This is a genomic window from Phyllobacterium sp. LjRoot231, from assembly GCF_964253365.1.
Taxonomy (GTDB): Bacteria; Pseudomonadota; Alphaproteobacteria; order Rhizobiales; family Rhizobiaceae; genus Phyllobacterium.
In genome coordinates this window covers 102,668-118,532 of record NZ_CAXUQT020000003.1, presented here as the reverse complement: position 1 = coordinate 118,532, position 15,865 = coordinate 102,668, and the positions used below count along the sequence as shown (strand labels likewise).

17 protein-coding genes are annotated in these 15,865 nt (G+C 62.0%); 10 read left to right on the top strand and 7 right to left on the bottom strand.

The genetic code is table 11. The annotated features are described in order from the left end of the window. Nucleotides 1-47 precede the first annotated feature (47 nt). From ACSQ3H_RS26585 to ACSQ3H_RS26570, 4 genes are all read right to left on the bottom strand, one after another. Complete coding sequence (locus tag ACSQ3H_RS26585) at nucleotides 48-557, bottom strand: ferritin-like domain-containing protein (RefSeq protein ID WP_436120110.1); 510 nt, start codon at nucleotides 555-557, stop codon at nucleotides 48-50. Between the two features lie 116 nt (nucleotides 558-673). Continuing rightward, nucleotides 674-2,320 (bottom strand): chaperonin GroEL, encoded by a 1,647-nt coding sequence (gene groL, locus ACSQ3H_RS26580; protein WP_436120109.1) that lies wholly within the window; start codon nucleotides 2,318-2,320, stop codon nucleotides 674-676. 57 nt (nucleotides 2,321-2,377) lie between these two features. Continuing rightward, on the bottom strand, nucleotides 2,378-3,646 hold the full coding sequence (gene hemA, locus ACSQ3H_RS26575) for a 5-aminolevulinate synthase (RefSeq protein WP_436120108.1): 1,269 nt from the start codon (nucleotides 3,644-3,646) through the stop codon (nucleotides 2,378-2,380). A 106-nt stretch (nucleotides 3,647-3,752) separates the two neighbouring features. Continuing rightward, complete coding sequence (locus ACSQ3H_RS26570; RefSeq protein ID WP_436120107.1) at nucleotides 3,753-4,370, bottom strand: SCO family protein; 618 nt, start codon at nucleotides 4,368-4,370, stop codon at nucleotides 3,753-3,755. Between the two features lie 249 nt (nucleotides 4,371-4,619). Here ACSQ3H_RS26570 and ACSQ3H_RS26565 point away from each other — a divergent pair, with 249 nt between their 5' ends. The 10 genes from ACSQ3H_RS26565 (at nucleotide 4,620) to ACSQ3H_RS26520 (ending at nucleotide 13,890) form a co-directional block, all read left to right on the top strand. Further along, nucleotides 4,620-5,282, top strand: coding sequence for a carboxypeptidase regulatory-like domain-containing protein (locus ACSQ3H_RS26565; protein WP_436120414.1), 663 nt, complete (start codon nucleotides 4,620-4,622; stop codon nucleotides 5,280-5,282). 90 nt (nucleotides 5,283-5,372) lie between these two features. Next, on the top strand, nucleotides 5,373-6,509 hold the full coding sequence (locus tag ACSQ3H_RS26560; RefSeq protein WP_436120106.1) for a metallophosphoesterase family protein: 1,137 nt from the start codon (nucleotides 5,373-5,375) through the stop codon (nucleotides 6,507-6,509). 13 nt (nucleotides 6,510-6,522) lie between these two features. After that, nucleotides 6,523-6,987 (top strand): c-type cytochrome, encoded by a 465-nt coding sequence (locus ACSQ3H_RS26555; protein WP_436120105.1) that lies wholly within the window; start codon nucleotides 6,523-6,525, stop codon nucleotides 6,985-6,987. Nucleotides 6,988-7,145: 158 nt separating this feature from the next. Then, nucleotides 7,146-8,579 carry a cbb3-type cytochrome c oxidase subunit I gene (locus ACSQ3H_RS26550; protein ID WP_436120104.1) on the top strand — a complete coding sequence of 478 codons (1,434 nt, stop codon included), beginning with the start codon at nucleotides 7,146-7,148 and terminating at the stop codon, nucleotides 8,577-8,579. Further along, entirely contained in the window at nucleotides 8,576-10,261 is a 1,686-nt protein-coding gene (locus ACSQ3H_RS26545) for a cbb3-type cytochrome c oxidase subunit II (protein WP_436120103.1), read from the top strand. Before ACSQ3H_RS26550 ends, ACSQ3H_RS26545 begins: the two co-directional genes overlap by 4 nt. 3 nt (nucleotides 10,262-10,264) lie before the next feature. Next, the gene (locus tag ACSQ3H_RS26540) at nucleotides 10,265-10,453 is read left to right on the top strand and encodes a hypothetical protein (RefSeq protein WP_436120102.1); all 189 of its coding nucleotides are present in this window, start codon (nucleotides 10,265-10,267) and stop codon (nucleotides 10,451-10,453) included. Further along, a complete protein-coding gene (locus ACSQ3H_RS26535) occupies nucleotides 10,413-10,631 on the top strand; it encodes a hypothetical protein (RefSeq protein ID WP_436120101.1) in 219 nt (72 codons plus the stop codon). The genes ACSQ3H_RS26540 and ACSQ3H_RS26535 overlap by 41 nt, the downstream gene beginning before the upstream one ends. 172 nt (nucleotides 10,632-10,803) lie before the next feature. After that, nucleotides 10,804-10,926 carry a hypothetical protein gene (locus ACSQ3H_RS26530; RefSeq protein WP_436120100.1) on the top strand — a complete coding sequence of 41 codons (123 nt, stop codon included), beginning with the start codon at nucleotides 10,804-10,806 and terminating at the stop codon, nucleotides 10,924-10,926. 58 nt (nucleotides 10,927-10,984) lie between these two features. Further along, complete coding sequence (locus ACSQ3H_RS26525) at nucleotides 10,985-11,713, top strand: sulfite exporter TauE/SafE family protein (RefSeq protein ID WP_436120099.1); 729 nt, start codon at nucleotides 10,985-10,987, stop codon at nucleotides 11,711-11,713. Continuing rightward, nucleotides 11,710-13,890: a heavy metal translocating P-type ATPase gene (locus ACSQ3H_RS26520; protein WP_436120098.1), complete on the top strand. Its 2,181-nt coding sequence runs from the start codon at nucleotides 11,710-11,712 to the stop codon at nucleotides 13,888-13,890. The genes ACSQ3H_RS26525 and ACSQ3H_RS26520 overlap by 4 nt, the downstream gene beginning before the upstream one ends. Before the next feature lie 8 nt (nucleotides 13,891-13,898). Here ACSQ3H_RS26520 and ACSQ3H_RS26515 read toward each other — a convergent pair whose 3' ends face one another. Genes ACSQ3H_RS26515 through soxZ form a run of 3 tightly spaced genes read right to left on the bottom strand, consistent with a single transcriptional unit; the run spans nucleotide 13,899 to nucleotide 15,858 of the window. Further along, nucleotides 13,899-15,167, bottom strand: a complete 1,269-nt coding sequence (locus ACSQ3H_RS26515) for an FAD-dependent oxidoreductase (RefSeq protein WP_436120097.1) — start codon at nucleotides 15,165-15,167, stop codon at nucleotides 13,899-13,901. Continuing rightward, the gene (locus ACSQ3H_RS26510) at nucleotides 15,164-15,529 is read right to left on the bottom strand and encodes a c-type cytochrome (RefSeq protein ID WP_436120096.1); all 366 of its coding nucleotides are present in this window, start codon (nucleotides 15,527-15,529) and stop codon (nucleotides 15,164-15,166) included. Before ACSQ3H_RS26510 ends, ACSQ3H_RS26515 begins: the two co-directional genes overlap by 4 nt. 2 nt (nucleotides 15,530-15,531) lie before the next feature. Continuing rightward, nucleotides 15,532-15,858 (bottom strand): thiosulfate oxidation carrier complex protein SoxZ, encoded by a 327-nt coding sequence (gene soxZ / locus ACSQ3H_RS26505; RefSeq protein ID WP_436120095.1) that lies wholly within the window; start codon nucleotides 15,856-15,858, stop codon nucleotides 15,532-15,534. Between the last annotated feature and the right edge of the window lie 7 nt (nucleotides 15,859-15,865).

Here is a 15,865-nt window from a genome sequence, read left to right as displayed (position 1 = left end):
GGTCCGGGCTGGGCCGTTTCGATCATCGGCCAATCGTACTTCTGGCATCATCTTTTGGCAGCGTCAGAACCCTCCGCCTCTCGCGTGAGGTACGTATCGACGACACTGTCGGCGTGTTCGGCAAGCCACTGAGCCATCGCTTCCTCTTCCGCCAAGATCCCTTCACAGACACTTTGCGTGTTTTGATCACCGACATGCTTTGACGCTGCTATCAGCATGCGATAGCTGGCGGCTTCGAAGTGTTCAAACGCGTAACTTACAAGCGAGCCTTTGACGACTTCGTCGCTCAAAAAGATTCCGCCCAGCGCCTGAGCCAGCGCCATCAACCGACCCCCGGTATCTTTCAGCGCACTGATCTCCTCGCCCCGGGTCTTCAGGCAGCCTCGGATGAGTTCAGCTTGGCGTTCGGTTTCGCCGATATGTTCGGTGATCCTTTTGCGCACCTCCGGATAGTTTTCCAGCCGGCTCTGCTGCGCCTTCAACATTGTCAGGGCTTGCTGCTCCATTGCGTGTGCGTCACGCAACCAGTCGTTCAAAGTATTATCGGCGGCGGTCATTGGTTTCTCCTTCGGTAACGTTGATGATGAAACCCTGTGTCCGATCAATTGTTCCAGCGGGCTTGGTGCGGCGATCCAACCCGGACAATTCTGCGATTCTGCTGGCCGCAAGACGCTCAGAAATCCATGTCGTGATGATGATCGTGATCATGATCGTGACCGGGAAGCGTTGGCGGCGGTGGGCCCGGCAGTTCGGCCACCATGGCTTCCGTCATGATGAGGAGGCCCGCCACCGAGGCCGCGCCCTGGAGCGTCGTGCGCACCACCTTGGCCGGGTCGATGATGCCCTTCGACACCAGATCCCCGTACTCGCCCGTTTGGGCATCGTAGCCATAGGCCTTGTTGTCGTTTTCGAGGATCTTGGCGATGACGACCGCGCCTTCCACGCCGGCATTGTTCGCGATCTGCCGGGCCGGCCAGGTGATCGCCTCCCTGACAATCGCGATGCCGGCGTTCTGGTCAGCGTTGCCGCCCTCGAGCTTCTTGAGCGCCTTGCCGGCGCGCAACAAGGCGACCCCACCGCCCGGGAGAATGCCCTCCTCGACCGCAGCTCTGGTCGCATTCATCGCGTCATCGATGCGATCCTTCTTCTCCCTGACCTCGACTTCGGTGGCGCCGCCGACGCGGATCACGGCGACGCCGCCAGCCAGCCTCGCCAGCCGCTCCTGGAGCTTCTCGCGGTCGTAATCGGAGGTGGTTTCCGAAAGTTGGAGCTTAATCTCGGCGATGCGGGCTTCGATGCCTGCCTTCTTGCCGGCGCCGCCGACGATCGTGGTGTTTCCCTTGTCGATCATCACCTTCTTGGTGCGCCCGAGCGCATCGAGGGAAACATTCTCGAGCTTGAGGCCGAGATCCTCAGAGATCACCGTTCCACCTGTCAGCAACGCCATGTCCTGCAGCATCGCCTTACGGCGGTCTCCGTAGGCCGGTGCCTTCACGGCGGCAACCTTGAGACTGCCGCGCAACTTGTTGACCACAAGCGCCGCCATCACCTCGCGCTCAACATCCTCCGCGATGATGAGCAGTGGCTTGGCAGCCTGAACCACCTTCTCGAGCAGCGGCAGTATTTCGTTCAGGCTGGACAATTTCTTCTCGCTGATGAGGATATACGCATCCTGCATCTCGACCCGCATCTTGTCGCGGTTGGTAATGAAGTAAGGCGAAATGTAGCCGCGGTCGAACTGCATGCCCTCGACAAACTCGAGTTCGGTTTCGAGCGACGTCCCGTCCTCGACGGTGATCACGCCGTCGCTGCCGACCCTCTTCATGGCTTCGGCAAGGTGGCGGCCAATCTCGGTGTCGCCGTTAGCCGAGATGGTGCCGACTTGTGCAATCTCAACATTCGAGATGACTTTCCTGGCGTTCTTCTTGAGCTCCGCGACAACGGCTTCGACCGCAAGATCGATGCCACGCTTCAAGTCCATGGGATTCATGCCGGCGGCCACCGCCTTGGCGCCCTCCCTGATGATTGCATGAGCGAGCACGATCGCGGTGGTCGTGCCGTCACCAGCCTGATAGGAAGTCTTGGAGGCGATCTCGCGCACCATCCGGGCGCCCATATCCTCGAATCTGTTGTCGAGTTCGATTTCTTTGGCGACGGTCACGCCGTCCTTGCTGACCCGCGGTGTACCGAACGACCTTTCGATTGCGACGTTGCGTCCTCTGGGGCCAAGCGTGACCCTCACCGCACTCGCTAGGGTGTCGATGCCACGCAGCATTCTGTCGCGAGCATCGAACGAGAATTTGATTTCCTTGGCAGCCATTTCTTTGATCCTTAAGGTTCAATCTTCGAGGAACGGTTGGGGCGAAACGACACGGCTTCATTCAGCCACGTAAGCGAGATTGTCGCGTGGCAGCCCGAGCCGATTCCAGACATCGACCAGAGCCGCGGCGAGCCGATCGATCATGATGTCATCATGGCAGGGCGTCGGCGTGATGCGCAGCCGCTCGGTTCCCTTCGCCACGGTGGGATAATTGATCGGCTGGATATAGATGCCGTACTCGCTCAGCAGAAGGTCGCTTGCCGCCTTGCACTGCGCCGGATCGCCGACCGCCACTGGAATGATATGGGTGTCGCTGAGCATGACGGGCAGGCCCGCCGCGCCCAGCACCGCCTTAACTCGTCGGGCGCGATCCTGCTGACGCTTGCGCTCCTCCTCAGAGGTTTTCAGATGCCGGATCGCCGCCGTGGCGGCAGCGCAGATAGCCGGTGGCAGCGCGGTGGTGAAGATGAAACCTGGAGCATAGGAACGGATCGCATCGATCAGCACAGCGCTTCCCGTGATATAGCCGCCGAGGCAGCCGAAGGCTTTGGCGAGCGTGCCTTCAATCACGTCAATGCGGTTCATGGCGCCGTCGCGCGCGGCGATTCCAGCGCCCCGAGGACCGTACATGCCCACCGCATGGACCTCGTCGAGATAGGTCATCGCGCCGTAACGATCGGCAATATCGCAAGTGCGATTGATTGGCGCGACGTCGCCGCCCATCGAATAGAGACTTTCGAAGACGATGAGCTTCGGCCGATCCGGATCCGCCGTCTTCAGCAATTCCTCGAGATGACCGACGTCGTTGTGGCGGAAGATGCATTTCTCCGTGCCGGACTGGCGGATGCCCTCGATCATCGAATTGTGGTTGAGGGCATCGGACAGGATCAGACAATCGGGGACCAGCCTGGCGATGGTCGAGATGCCGGTCTGGTTCGAAACATAGCCGGACGTGAAGACCAGCGCCGCCTCCTTGCCGTGGAGATCGGCAAGCTCGCCCTCGAGTTCGACCAGCGGATGGTTGGTGCCGGCAATGTTGCGCGTTCCGCCCGCCCCGGTCCCCATCCGGGTCGCCGCTTCGACCATGGCTGCGACGACCTTCGGGTGTTGTCCCATCCCGAGATAGTCGTTGGAGCACCAGATGACGACGTCCTTCGGTCCTTGCGGGGAGTGCCACACCGCGTAGGGAAAGCGGCCTACGATCCGCTCGAGGTCCGCAAAGACCCGGTAGCGCCGCTCCTCCTGCAGCCGCGCGATGGCGTCGGCGAAGAACCCGTCATAACTCGTGACGCCGGCCTCCCGGGACTGCCATCGGCTATCGCTCATGCTCCCCCCAATTTCCAGTCGCCGCAGATCTCGATTTCTCCCATCGCGCCGACCTTTGGTTACACCTCACACTTTGTCTTATCTGCAACTCCAGCTATGGCTTCCTTCATTCATCGGGCTGCGCCATGATTTTGCGTAGCGTATCGGCAATGCGATCAGCCGGCGTGTCGAAATCCAAGCCTCGCACGAATTTGCCCTGAATATCCATGATGTAAATGTAAGTACTGTGGTCGACGGCGTAGTCTTCCGCGCCGGCTCCCGTTTTGTGGCGCGCGCTGTCGGCGCCATATTCCCTCGCAACCGCGGCGATCTGCTGCGGGCTGCCGGTGAGTCCAATGATCCGTGAACCGAACGCTCCGGTGTATTTGCCCATCACTTCGGGTGTGTCGCGTTCAGGATCGACGGTGATGAAGATCGGTTGCAGTCTTGCGGCGTCGGGGCCGAGTTCCTCAAGCGCCGCGTCGATTTCGTACAGTGTCGTCGGGCAGATGTCGGGACAAGAAGTATAGCCGAAGAAAACCAGCAGCCATTTGCCGCGATACGTCGCATCTGTGACGGTCGTTCCGTCCGGCGCCGTGAGCGTGAATGGGCCGCCGATCGTCACAGCCGCTGTGTCAGCCCGCGCCGTCGGTTGGAAGACCGACAGGGCCGCTGCGACTATGAGGCAGAAGAGGGCATGGGGAGCATGAGCCCAGGGGCGGAGGAGTCCATGCCGTCGCTTCATCAGGTACCTCCGGTATATCGAGAAAAGCGCCTCACGTTCCCGAGCACGACGCTTGTCCAAGTAACCGTCTGCTGGCTGGTTGCGCCGATCTGGTCTTATTTAGTTGGTTCACACCCTAGACATGATAACTCATTTCGCCTTATGATCCACCAGTTTCCCAAACGAAACATGATCCCCTCGGAGGAGGTGTCGTCGATGAAGACGCTCAAGTGGATCAGTGGGCTAGCGGTGACCGTTTTCGCTGCGACGATGTCCGCGCCTGCGCGAGCCTACGACGTGGGCCCGGTCACGGGAGGCGGCACGATCGAGGGTACAATCGTCTACCGCGGCGACGTGCCGACAAAAACGATCATCCCCACCAAGGATGTCGAAGTGTGCGGAGCACCGCGCGAGGACCCGCTGATCCGGGTCGGCGCCGATCAAGCCGTCGAGAGCGCAGTTGTCTACCTGGTCGACGTGGCCACGGGAAAACCTTGGCCTGAGACGGGTAAGCCGCCCGAAATTGACAATGTCAAATGCCGCTTCGTACCCGAGGTTCAGGCAATCCCTGCCGGTCCGCTGGATGTCGTCAACACCGATCCGGTGCTCCACAACACCCACGGCTATTATGGCAAGCGCACCGCCTTCAACCTGGCGCTGCCCAATCAGGGACAGCGCATACCCGTCGAACTGAACCGCGCCGGTACTGTCCGCATCGACTGCGACGCGCATGGCTGGATGGAAGGCTGGGTCTATGTGGTGGACAATCCCTACTACGCGATCACCGGCCCCGACGGCAAATTCACCATAACCGATGTTCCGCCGGGCAACTATACGCTCGTGGCGGTCCAACCCTTCACCGGGCCAATCGAGCAGCCCGTAACTGTAGCGGAGAATAAGCCTACCAGCCTGACGATTGAACTGAAAAAATAAGAAAACGGGCGACCCACTGACCCAACAGGGTCGCGTGCCTATGAGAGGACCGACGCTTTAAGAAACGGTCTGCACTGAGGAGGAACCCTGATGTCTAACGAGCTTGACCGCGTTCGGCGGGAAATGCATGCGGTGCTGCAGCAGCCTGGGGTACGCCCCGACGACTCGCTCCAAATCACCCGTCGCACCTTCATTCACAGATCGCTGCTGTTCGGCGCCGCTTCCGTCGCCCAGACCTTCGCGTGGTGGCCGCTGCTCAACACCATCGACGTCGCCCACGCCGCCGAAGCGCCCTTCAAGTTCGCCTGGATTTCGGACACCCATCTCTACGAGAAATCCCTCAACACGCGCTTCGTCGACAAGGTGGTGCGCGCCGTGAAAGAGGTCCAGGCCATGGATCCGCCGGCCGACTTCCTGATCTTCGGCGGCGACCTGGCCCAGCTCGGAAAGATCGAGGAACTCGAGCTTGGCGTCGAGCTCCTCAAGGATCTGAAGGTCAAGAAGTATTACATCCCGGGCGAGCACGACTGGTATCTGGATATGGGCAAGAAGTGGGGCGAGTTGTTCGGCCAGCCCAACTGGACGTTCGACCACAAAGGCGTGCGCTTCATCGGGCTCGATACGGTCAGCCGGGGACCGGACTACTGGACAGTGAAGAAGATGACGCCAGAGGAACGCATGGGCCATATGGCAACCCTCGACGGCACGGTTGCCGGCGCGTGGGCCGGCGTCGGCCGCGACCAGCTCGACTGGATGCAGAAGATACTCGCCGACTGGGATAAGTCCAGACCGATCGTCATCTTCAGCCATAATCCGCTCTACGAGTACTACCCGCCCTGGAATTTCTGGGTGCGCGACTGGCGCGAAGTAAATGAGGTGCTGAAGCCATATACCAAGGTCACCAACATCCACGGTCACGTCCACCAGGTGCTCTATAACGAGATCGGCACCATGCGCTCAATCGGCATGCTGGCGACCTCCTGGCCGTGGCCCTATGCCCCGGAAGGCGTGCCCAAGCTGACCAAGCTGATGATCCGGGCCGACCCCGGCGATCACTTCGATGGGGTCGGCTGGGAAACCGTGAATGTGAACGCCGACGACAAGGTTGACGTCGAATACATCATGTGGGGCCGCAAGGAGGTTTTCGTTCAAACGGACCCGGATTCCTCGTTGAGTCAACCTGAGAAGTTGCGGCCGCGAATGGCGGACAATATGTGGCCATACTAAGGGAGGAATGGTTATGACAATCAGAGCGACATTTCTCGGCGTGTTGTGCCGACCGTCCTTCGTCGTAGCGATTGCGGTGGTCGCCGTCCTCGTCGGCCCCACCAGTGCCCACAAGGCACCGCACGCACCGGCGCAGTTGAAACTATACGAAGACGTGTTCATGGAGCAGGTCAGGAAGGGCGACCTCTTGTTCCATGGCGATGGGGCAACTGCCAAACAGATGGGCGTCGTCCTCTCCACCACGGGAATGGCCTGCGCAATGTGCCATCCCATGGCCTCCGACACCCACCCGCAGTCCTACCCGAAGTTCCAGGTAGAAACTAGCAAATTCGCGGCGCTACGCGACATGATCAACTGGTGCATCGAGAAGCCCAACCAGGGCGAAAAGATCGATCCCGAGTCGGACGCGATGAAGGCTTTGGAAGCGTACATTACCTGGTCGAACACCGGCTCGGTGTTGGTCCCCGGCAAGCATTAGTTCTTTTCGGCGTGGCGCGGGCTGCGGGGAGGCCCGAGTCGCGCCGCACGATATCCGAAACCGCACAACCGGCATCGGGTAGTCCTCGACGCTGGCAAAGTTTTGAAATCGAGTCCTGACGAGCCGCGCGGTTGAACCGCGTGATTGGGGAGCATGCCGTGGCAGAAGCATTGCGTGGCAGATTCGCTGGCATCGACCTGGATGAACTGGTGGACTGGCCGGTTGTGCGAACTTGGCTCTATTGGGGCATGTTCTGGCTCGTGGTCGCCCCTTCGGTCGGCGTGGCGCTGTCGGGCCTCTTCAACTATCCCGATTACCTCGGCACCAGTCTGGGGTTGACCTTCGGCAGGTTGCGGCCGGTCCACGTCAACGGCGTCATCTTCGGCGCCTTTTCATCGCTCTTCATCGGCGAATGCTATTACCTGGTGCCGCGTCTGTGCGGCGTGCGGGTGCCGTGGCCGCGATGGGGCATACCGCTGGCCTGGCTGTGGAATGTCGTCGTGGCGGCCGCGCTCATCTCGCTGCCGTTCGGCGAAAACAACGGCCTGGAAGCCGGCGAGTTCCCGCTGTTCGCCAAAATCCCGCTCTTTCTCGTTATCGCCGTGGCGACCGCGCAATTCCTGATCACCATCTCGCGACGCCTCGAGCCGCCGCTCTATGTCGCGCTCTGGTATCTGATCGGGGCTTTCGTGTGGACGACGATGAATCTCGTTCTGGGCATCATCCTGCCCTACACAATCTCAGGCATCAACAGCGCGGCCTTCCATGGCCTCTACCTCCATTACATCGTCGGATTGTGGATCACGCCGGCGGGCTACGTGCTCATATACTACTTCCTGCCGATCAGCGTGCGCAATCCGATCTATGGCCACAAGCTGTCGCTTGTCGGCTTTTGGTCTCTCGCCCTGTTTTATCCCTTTGTCGGCATTCATCATTATCTCTACAGTCCGATCGCCGACTGGGCCGAGACGCTGGCGATCATCACCTCCATGCTGCTGATCATTCCGGTGTGGACGGTGCTGGTGAACTTCTTCGGCACCGTGAAAGGCCGCTGGGACGCCTTCGGGAAGAACCTCCCGGCGAAATTTCTGATCACGGGCTCGCTGATGTATCTGGTGGGGTGTTTCCAGGGCTCGACGGAAGCCTTGCGCTCGATCCAGCAGCCGACCCATTTCACGGATTTCGTCATCTCGCATTCGCACCTTACCGTGTTCGGGACGTTCGTGGTCTGGGCGATGGGCGGTCTGATCTATGTCTGGCCGCGGGCCTGCGGGCGCGAGCTTTGGTCGTTCACGATGGGCAATTGGGCGTTCTGGCTGATCACCGTCGGCATCTCCACCATGGGTCTGGTGCTGACCGCTGGCGGTCTGCAGCAGGGCTTCCAGTGGATGGCCGGCACCGAGTGGCTCGACACTGTGCTCGCGATGCGGCCCTATTGGCTGGTGCGGACTGTTGCCGGCATCAGCATGGATATCGGGATGACGCTTCTCGTCATCAATCTGATGATGACGGCGCTGACCCGGCCGGCCAGAGCAGCGGATAGTTCGGCTTTCGACAGGAGCCCGGTTCCGGTTGGACGGGCGACGCGATGAGTGCGCGGTTCGTTGTCCTGGTGGCCGGCATCTTTTGCTTCTTCGCCGCCCTCGTCACCCAGGGCTTCCTGCCGTTTTTCGAACCTTCGGCCCGCACCACCCGGGTGACCGCGGTTACCCGGACCGATCTCGGCCAGCTCAAATGGGTACAAACGGAGGCGACCGATTACACGCCGCAGCAGAAACTCGGCCGCGCGGTCTATCTTCGCGAGGGCTGCTGGTACTGCCACTCCCAATACGTGCGCCCGGTGACCGGCGAAACGCGCCGCTGGGGCCCGGTGACCGAGTCCGGCGAATATGCCTATGACGTGCCCCATCTTTTCGGCACGCGGCGCATCGGCCCGGACCTGACGCGGGTCGGCCTCAAATACAGCGACGAGTGGCATTTTGCCCATTTCTGGAATCCGCGCATGCTGTCCCCGGACACGGTCATGGCGCGTTACCGGGGACTCTTCGACACGCCCGAGCAGCCGGTCGCAATCGTCGATGGCGAAGCCGGCAATCGTACTCTGGAAAAAACGCCCGTGACCGAAGGGCTGTTCGACTTTGCGAGCCAGAAGCAGATCAGGCTCACGCCAAGCGCCGACGGGCTGCTGTTCGTGCCGATGCGGGCGCGCGGCAAGGCCCCAGTCATTGTGATACCAAACCAGGAATACACAGGCAGTACGGTTCAAATCGCCGCCGAGACGAAAGACCTGGAAGGTCTCGTCGCTTATGTCCAGAAGCTCGGCATGAATCGTGGCAAATGGCGCGACCTGTTCGAGCCGCAGCAACTTGAAGTCATGGACGCGACGATGCCGCGCTCGAGCGAGTGGATCGCGCATGGCAAGGAGGTCTATGGGCGGCGGTGCCTCGGCTGCCATGGGGTCAACGGCGACGGCAATGGACCTGCGGCGACCTTCATGTTCAATCAGCGCCCGCGAAGCTTTGCGGCGGCTGTGTTCAAGTTCCGGTTGACCAAGGAGCCGCTGCCGACGGACGGTGACCTCTTGCGCACCATCACCCGCGGAGTTCGCGGCACGGCTATGCCGGCCTGGTACGATCTGCCGCTCAACGATAGGCTCGCGGTCATCCAATACATCAAGTATGAGCTGGCGGTGGACCGCTCCGACCCGGCCAAGCCCTATGCGTTCTTCGTCGAGGAGCCGCCCGGCGCTCCTCTGTACATCGCAAAGCCGCCCGAGGCTTCTCCGCAAATCCTCGATCGCGGCAAGGAAGTCTGGCAGATCGCCAAATGCTGGGAGTGCCATGGCAAGAGCGGAAAGGGCGATGGCGAGAAAGCCGCCGGGCTGAAGGACGATCTCGGTTTTGGTATTGTGCCGGCCGACCTCACCAGTGGCCAGTTCAAATCGGGGACAGCAGTCGAAGACATCTTTCGGACCATGACGACCGGGTTGAGCGGCACGCCCATGCCCTCCTATCGGGATGCATTGCCCGAGAAGGACCGGTGGGCGCTCTCGTACTACGTCCTCGCACTTTCCGCCTATAAGGACCCGCTCACGGGCGAACCGCTGGCGATCGCGGACACGGATCGCGCGGCGCTGAACGACCTCAATCTGGAGGCGGATTCTCCGGATAAAGCCTATGTTCCCGGCGGGAGCCGGGCGCAGAAGGCTTCCGAATCCGGCGAAGGTGACGGCGGGTCGGTGACCGGCAAACAACATACCGCCAAAGGAGACTGAGTTATGCTCGGATTTGAGATCACCGGACCTTATGCAGGCGCCATGTTGATGAGCCTTGGTGCGCTTTGCGTCTTCGTTTGGGGCGTGCTCTCGGGCGCCTTCCGCGGCGCCGACGACGCGGCCACCAGATTCTACGAAAGGGAAGTGGAAAATGACAACGCCAAGCACACCGGAAAGTACACCAGAGAGTGACGGCTCGGATCAAGGTTCGGACCACGAGCACAAGTTGGAGGAATATGCCGGCGGCACCATCCAGGCACGGCACGGATACCTCCCGGTGTGGCTGCTGGTCGTCTACGCAGTGCTTTTCCTTTGGTCGCTGTTTTACATGGTGGTATATTGGGGTGGGCTAGGACCGGGTCGGATCTGAAAAAGGACCCGTGGTCGCCCATGCGAGCGAATGGATGAGTGGCGGGGAGAAGGAGCAGGACATGCTGGCAGCCAAGATCGTTTTGGGAGTCGCGGTGTTGAATATGATCCTGCTGATTTCCGCGCTGGCAATGAATGTGCTCCGTGTTTATTTCGGTTGACCGAGGCAAATCATGCTGGAAAACACTGCTTTCTCGCTGGCCGATGCAAGCGGGCTCCAAATTCTCGCTTTCGTCGGCTTTACGATAGCCACCGTCACCTTCTTCGTTTGGGTCGCTTACCTCGTGCGTCGCTGATGGCGCGCGGCGTGAATCGCCTCGTGAATGAGCGGCGGGTGGGCAGGACAATCTGCCGATGACCTATTACCTGATGATCTTCGCTGCAGGCTTTGCAGGCAGCTTTCACTGCATCGGAATGTGCGGCGGCTTTGCCTGTGGGCTGGGACGCGATCCGCGCGGCGGCGGCGCAACTGCGGCGCGCCACCTGCTCTATAATACCGGCCGATTGACAACCTACTGCTTCCTCGGCGGGCTCGCGGGCGCGCTCGGTCAAGTCATATGCACGCCGCAAGGAGCGGCGACGGCGCCGCTTCTGGACGGCTCCCTCGACATCGCCCAGCGAATTCTCGCGATTGTCGCTGGCGTGCTCATGATTGCCATGGCGTTGCAGTTCTTCGGCTTGCTGCGGGTCTTTCATCGCCTAGCGATCGGATTCGGCGGCAGCACGTTTGCCATGTCCCTGCGCAGTCTGATGACGGCCCGAAGCAGCGCTGCGCCGCTCGCGTTTGGCGTGTTCAACGGCTTCCTGCCATGTCCCCTGGTCTATGCCTTCGCTGCCCAGGCGGCGAGCACCGCCGGGGCGCTTCCCGGCTTTCTCGTCATGGCGTCGTTCGGACTGGGAACGTTTCCCGCGATGTTGATGATGGGCGGCGTCGGCCAGGTTCTCGGGCCAGCCTGGCGGCGGCGCGGCGTTAGGCTGGCCGGCGGCTTTATCCTTTTGCTCGGCCTCATCACGCTCGGCCGTGGTCTGCTGCCCTCGGACGTGCATATCGGCCATGCCTGGCTGGGAGGACTTCCCGCATGACTGCGCGTGACCATATCCTGTGCAGCCATTGTTCGCTGCCCATCGGCCTGCGCCCGATGGAGCGCAGGATCAACGGTGAGGCTTGCGCGTTCTGCTGCTACGGCTGTTGTATCGCCTTTCAGGTGAAGAGCGGCAGACACGAAGAGTGGGAAGCCGCCTGGCTTCTGATCCAGCTTGGCGTGGGCGGCTTTCTCTCCATGAATATCATGATGTTCAGCCTCCTCCTCTATTCGGACGCATTCACCGGCGTCGATGCGGGCGTTCTGCCGTGGATTCACCTTTTGCTCTGGATCTTCGCGACGCCAGCGGTGGTGATTCTCGGCGGACCCTATCTGCGCGAAATGTGGCTCAATGGCATTCAGGGACGCGTGACATCGTCAACGCTCATCGTGCTTGGCGTCGCTGCCGCCTATCTTTATTCGGCATTTGCCGTGTTCGAGGGCAGCACGCATGTCTATTTCGACACCGCCGTGATGGTGCTGATGCTGTTCACCGTTGGCCGCTATCTCGAGGCCGTTGGCCGCGCCAGGGCGGCGCGCGACCTCGAACCTCTCCTGGCCGCCGAAAGCGAGAGCGCAACTGTTGTCGATGGCGCGGCAGAGATTCGCCGCCCGGTGCGGGAGGTGACGGCCGGCATGCTGGTGCGGGTCCGGCCAGGCGAGCGCATTCCGGTCGACGGCGTGGTTGTCGAGGGGGAATCGAACACCGATGAAGCCGTGATCACCGGAGAAAGCCGGCAAGTGACAAAGGGCGCCGGCTCCACGGTGATTGCCGGCAGCATCAATATCGACGGCCCGCTCCTGATCCAGAGCAGCGGTGACGGAACCGCAACGCGCTGGGCACAGATTTGCCGGTCGGTGCGCGAAGCGCTGGGCCGTCACAGTCCAACCCAGCGCCTTGCCGATCGCGTCGTTGGCGTGTCCGTGCCGCTCGTCCTCGCCCTCGGCGGGCTGACGATCGTTTACTGGACGCAGGCATTGCCGTTCGATCGGGCGTTGCTGATTGGCCTCTCGGTACTGGTGGTTGCCTGTCCTTGCGCCGCCGGCCTCGCCGCTCCAATGGCGACCTCGCTCGGCATCGGCCGGCTGGCGCGGCACGGCTGCCTCGTCCGCGACCCCGGCGTGCTCGAGACCCTCGCGCACGTGCGGTTACTCGCCTTCGACAAGACTGGCACTTTGACGGCGGGCAAAGCGCGTCTCGTCGGCATCAACCGCGACGGGGTCGGCATCGACGACGTGCTGGCGCGCGCCGCCGGTCTGGGGCGCCATTCCGAACATGGATTGGCGCTGGCAATCGCGGCAGCCGCAGCTGCGCGCGGCATAACGCCGTTCGCGACCTGTGATGTCCGGACGGTTCCCGGCCGTGGTATCCGCGGCAGCGCAAATGGCGAGCCCGTGGCGGCGGGGAGCATGAGATTGATGAATGATCTGGGCTGGCCGCTTCCCTCGGCGCTGATTGAGCGGTCGCGCGAGGCGAGCGGTCATTCGCTGGTCTATGTTGGTTGGGGCGAGCGGGTCCGTGCCGTGCTGTCGCTTGACGATTCACCGCTTCCCGAGGCGCAGTCGACGATCGCGGCACTTCGTGAGCGCGGGCTCGACGTCGCGCTGTTGACCGGCGACCTGGCACCGGCGGCGGAGCGGATCGCGGCCATGGTCGGGATCAAGGCCGTGCAGGCGGGTCTTTCGCCCGAGGCCAAACGGGAGGCCCTCGGCCGGCTCCGCCACGGCCACGATGTGGTGGCGATGGTTGGCGATGGCCTCAATGACGGGCCGGTGCTCGCCGCCGCCGATGTCGGCATCGCCGTCGGCTCGGCCACCGATCTCGCCCGCGAGACTGCGGCAATCGTGCTGCCCGCGGACGGATTGTGGATGCTGCCCTGGGTCGTCGACGTGGCCCGCGCGGTCCGCAGGACCATTTTGACCAACCTCATGTGGGCGTTCGGCTACAACCTCGTCGCGCTCAGTTTCGCGGCCCTCGGATTGCTACAGCCGATCTTGGCAGCGGCAGTCATGGCCGGATCGAGCATCCTCGTGGTGATGAATTCGCTGCGGCTGGAACGGCTCCCCGATCCAGTTCCGTCGCCGATCGCGCAACAGCAATCCGGCGCCGAGGCGGACAGCGCCCGCCATGGTGCCGGCACTTCCGTCATGGCCGGCCCGGCCATCGAGCGGAGCTGAGTTCCGCTTCAGCCAAACACGTCGTGCGTGAAGGCGTCATACCAGCCGTTGGCGGTGCGCACCACCTGGCGGCGCAGTTCGGCATCCTCTCCGACCGCGCTGAGCAAGATCTCGCTGATCTTGATGGTCTCCGCCGTGGCCTTGAAGCTGATAGCATCACTCACCGCATCATGGGCGGCGAGAAAGGTGAAGCAGGTGTTGAACAGGTGAGGTTCGGCGGCCTCGGAGCCGGTGAGCGCGGTGGCAATGGCAAAGGCGCAAACCTTGGCCTGGCTGTTCGTGACGAAAGCCGATTTCGGCATGTCGCCGGCGCTGGTCGCGTCGCCCACCACGTGAATTCCCGGCTGCAGCTTCGACTCGAACGTCAGCGGATCGATCGGACACCAGCCCGACTGATCGACGAGGCCCGCCCGCTGCGCCAGCTCGCCGGCCATCTGCGGCGGGATGATATTGGCGACGGCGGCCTTGAATGTGCCGCCCGCCGTCTTGACGGCGCGGCCCTTCACGTCGACCGCCTTGATGCCGCCGGTGAATTGACTGGGCAGCCATTCGATCATGCCTGGATAGTGGCGGCTCCAGCCGTCCTGGAACAGATCCTGCTCGAAGAAACTGTCCTTGGCATCGAGAATCAGGATTTTCGCCCGCGGCTTGAACTGCTTGAAATAGTAGGCGATCAGAGATGCGCGCTCGTAGGGACCAGGCGGGCAGCGGAATGGATTGGGGGGGGCGGTGATCACGAATACGCCGCCATCCTCCATGCTTTCGAGCTGTTCACGCAGCAGCTTGGTCTGCGGCCCGGCATTCCAGGCATGCGGCAGACTCTGCGTTGCGGCCTCGTCATAACCCTCGATGTCGCTATATCTGAAAGCGATGCCCGGGGCGACGACGGCGCGGTCGTAAGCGAGCTTCGTTCCGTTCTTCAGCGCGACGATCTTGGCCACCGGGTCGACCGCTTCGGCCATGTCGTGAATGACGGTGATGCCGTATTTCTGCGCGAGCGTTTCATAAGAATGCGTGAGCGATTCGAGCGAGCGAAGCCCGGCGAGATAAAGGTTGCTGAAGAAGCAGGTCGTGTAGCTCGGCTTCGGCTCGATCAAGGTGACATCGAGGCCTTTCTCGCTCGCGGCCAAATATTTGGCGACGGTCGCGCCGCCGACGCCGCCGCCGACGACGACGACTCGCGCCTTGGCTTGGCCTCTTGCGACGCGTGGACAGAACGGGGCGAGACAAGCCGCTCCCGCAAGGTGAGTGAACTTGCGACGTGTCCAGCGGTTCATGGCTGCGTCGTTTCCTTTCCCAGCGTCGAGAAATAGTGCGCCACCGTCGCGACCTCCTCGTCAGTGAGCGAGCGGACCATGATGTACATGATCTGGCTCGGCCGCTTGCCCGACTTGAAGGCTTGCATCGCGCTGACAAGCTTGTCCTGATCCACTCCGGCGATCGGCGGAATGGCCGTGTCCCGGCCGTCGAGGCGATGGCAGGAGGCGCAGGCCGCGGCGAGCCGCGCGCCTCGCTCGATGTCTTGCGCGCTGCTACGATCCGCACCGAGACCGGCCAAGGTCGCGGTGGTCGCCAGCGCAAAAATCTGGCGCGTCCGCTGCGCGCCAAGGAAACTGAGAGGGGTCCGTCGCAGAGCCATGATCAAGTGACCGCGAGCTGGTGCGACAACGCATAGACGGCACCGCCATCTTCTTCCCAGAGGAAATCGAGCCGGCCGCTCTCCGTCGCCCGCAGGGAGAATTCGATGAAAGGATTGGCGGCAATTGCCTCGTGAAGATCGACGCTGAATACCACGGCATCGTTCCAGCGGCAGACAAACTTGTTGATGATTTTGCGCGGGATCACATCGCCTTGATCATCGTGGCGCAGCCCTGTTTCCATCTCATGGCTGATGATGGTCTTGACCTGAAAAACGTCGCCCTTCGCCGCAGCGCTTGGTACGACCACGCGTGGTGTGGGGGTGATCACTGTCCGC

What these genes read in the sequence shown, in the direction of transcription:
- ACSQ3H_RS26585 (WP_436120110.1), bottom strand. Translation starts at nt 557, where the DNA reads ATGACCGCCGCCGATAATACTTTGAACGACTGGTTGCGTGACGCACAC.
- groL (WP_436120109.1), bottom strand. Translation starts at nt 2,320, where the DNA reads ATGGCTGCCAAGGAAATCAAATTCTCGTTCGATGCTCGCGACAGAATG.
- hemA (WP_436120108.1), bottom strand. Translation starts at nt 3,646, where the DNA reads ATGAGCGATAGCCGATGGCAGTCCCGGGAGGCCGGCGTCACGAGTTAT.
- ACSQ3H_RS26570 (WP_436120107.1), bottom strand. Translation starts at nt 4,370, where the DNA reads ATGAAGCGACGGCATGGACTCCTCCGCCCCTGGGCTCATGCTCCCCAT.
- ACSQ3H_RS26565 (WP_436120414.1), top strand. Translation starts at nt 4,620, where the DNA reads ATGTCCGCGCCTGCGCGAGCCTACGACGTGGGCCCGGTCACGGGAGGC.
- ACSQ3H_RS26560 (WP_436120106.1), top strand. Translation starts at nt 5,373, where the DNA reads ATGTCTAACGAGCTTGACCGCGTTCGGCGGGAAATGCATGCGGTGCTG.
- ACSQ3H_RS26555 (WP_436120105.1), top strand. Translation starts at nt 6,523, where the DNA reads ATGACAATCAGAGCGACATTTCTCGGCGTGTTGTGCCGACCGTCCTTC.
- ACSQ3H_RS26545 (WP_436120103.1), top strand. Translation starts at nt 8,576, where the DNA reads ATGAGTGCGCGGTTCGTTGTCCTGGTGGCCGGCATCTTTTGCTTCTTC.
- ACSQ3H_RS26540 (WP_436120102.1), top strand. Translation starts at nt 10,265, where the DNA reads ATGCTCGGATTTGAGATCACCGGACCTTATGCAGGCGCCATGTTGATG.
- ACSQ3H_RS26535 (WP_436120101.1), top strand. Translation starts at nt 10,413, where the DNA reads ATGACAACGCCAAGCACACCGGAAAGTACACCAGAGAGTGACGGCTCG.
- ACSQ3H_RS26530 (WP_436120100.1), top strand. Translation starts at nt 10,804, where the DNA reads ATGCTGGAAAACACTGCTTTCTCGCTGGCCGATGCAAGCGGGCTCCAA.
- ACSQ3H_RS26525 (WP_436120099.1), top strand. Translation starts at nt 10,985, where the DNA reads ATGACCTATTACCTGATGATCTTCGCTGCAGGCTTTGCAGGCAGCTTT.
- ACSQ3H_RS26520 (WP_436120098.1), top strand. Translation starts at nt 11,710, where the DNA reads ATGACTGCGCGTGACCATATCCTGTGCAGCCATTGTTCGCTGCCCATC.
- ACSQ3H_RS26515 (WP_436120097.1), bottom strand. Translation starts at nt 15,167, where the DNA reads ATGAACCGCTGGACACGTCGCAAGTTCACTCACCTTGCGGGAGCGGCT.
- ACSQ3H_RS26510 (WP_436120096.1), bottom strand. Translation starts at nt 15,529, where the DNA reads ATGGCTCTGCGACGGACCCCTCTCAGTTTCCTTGGCGCGCAGCGGACG.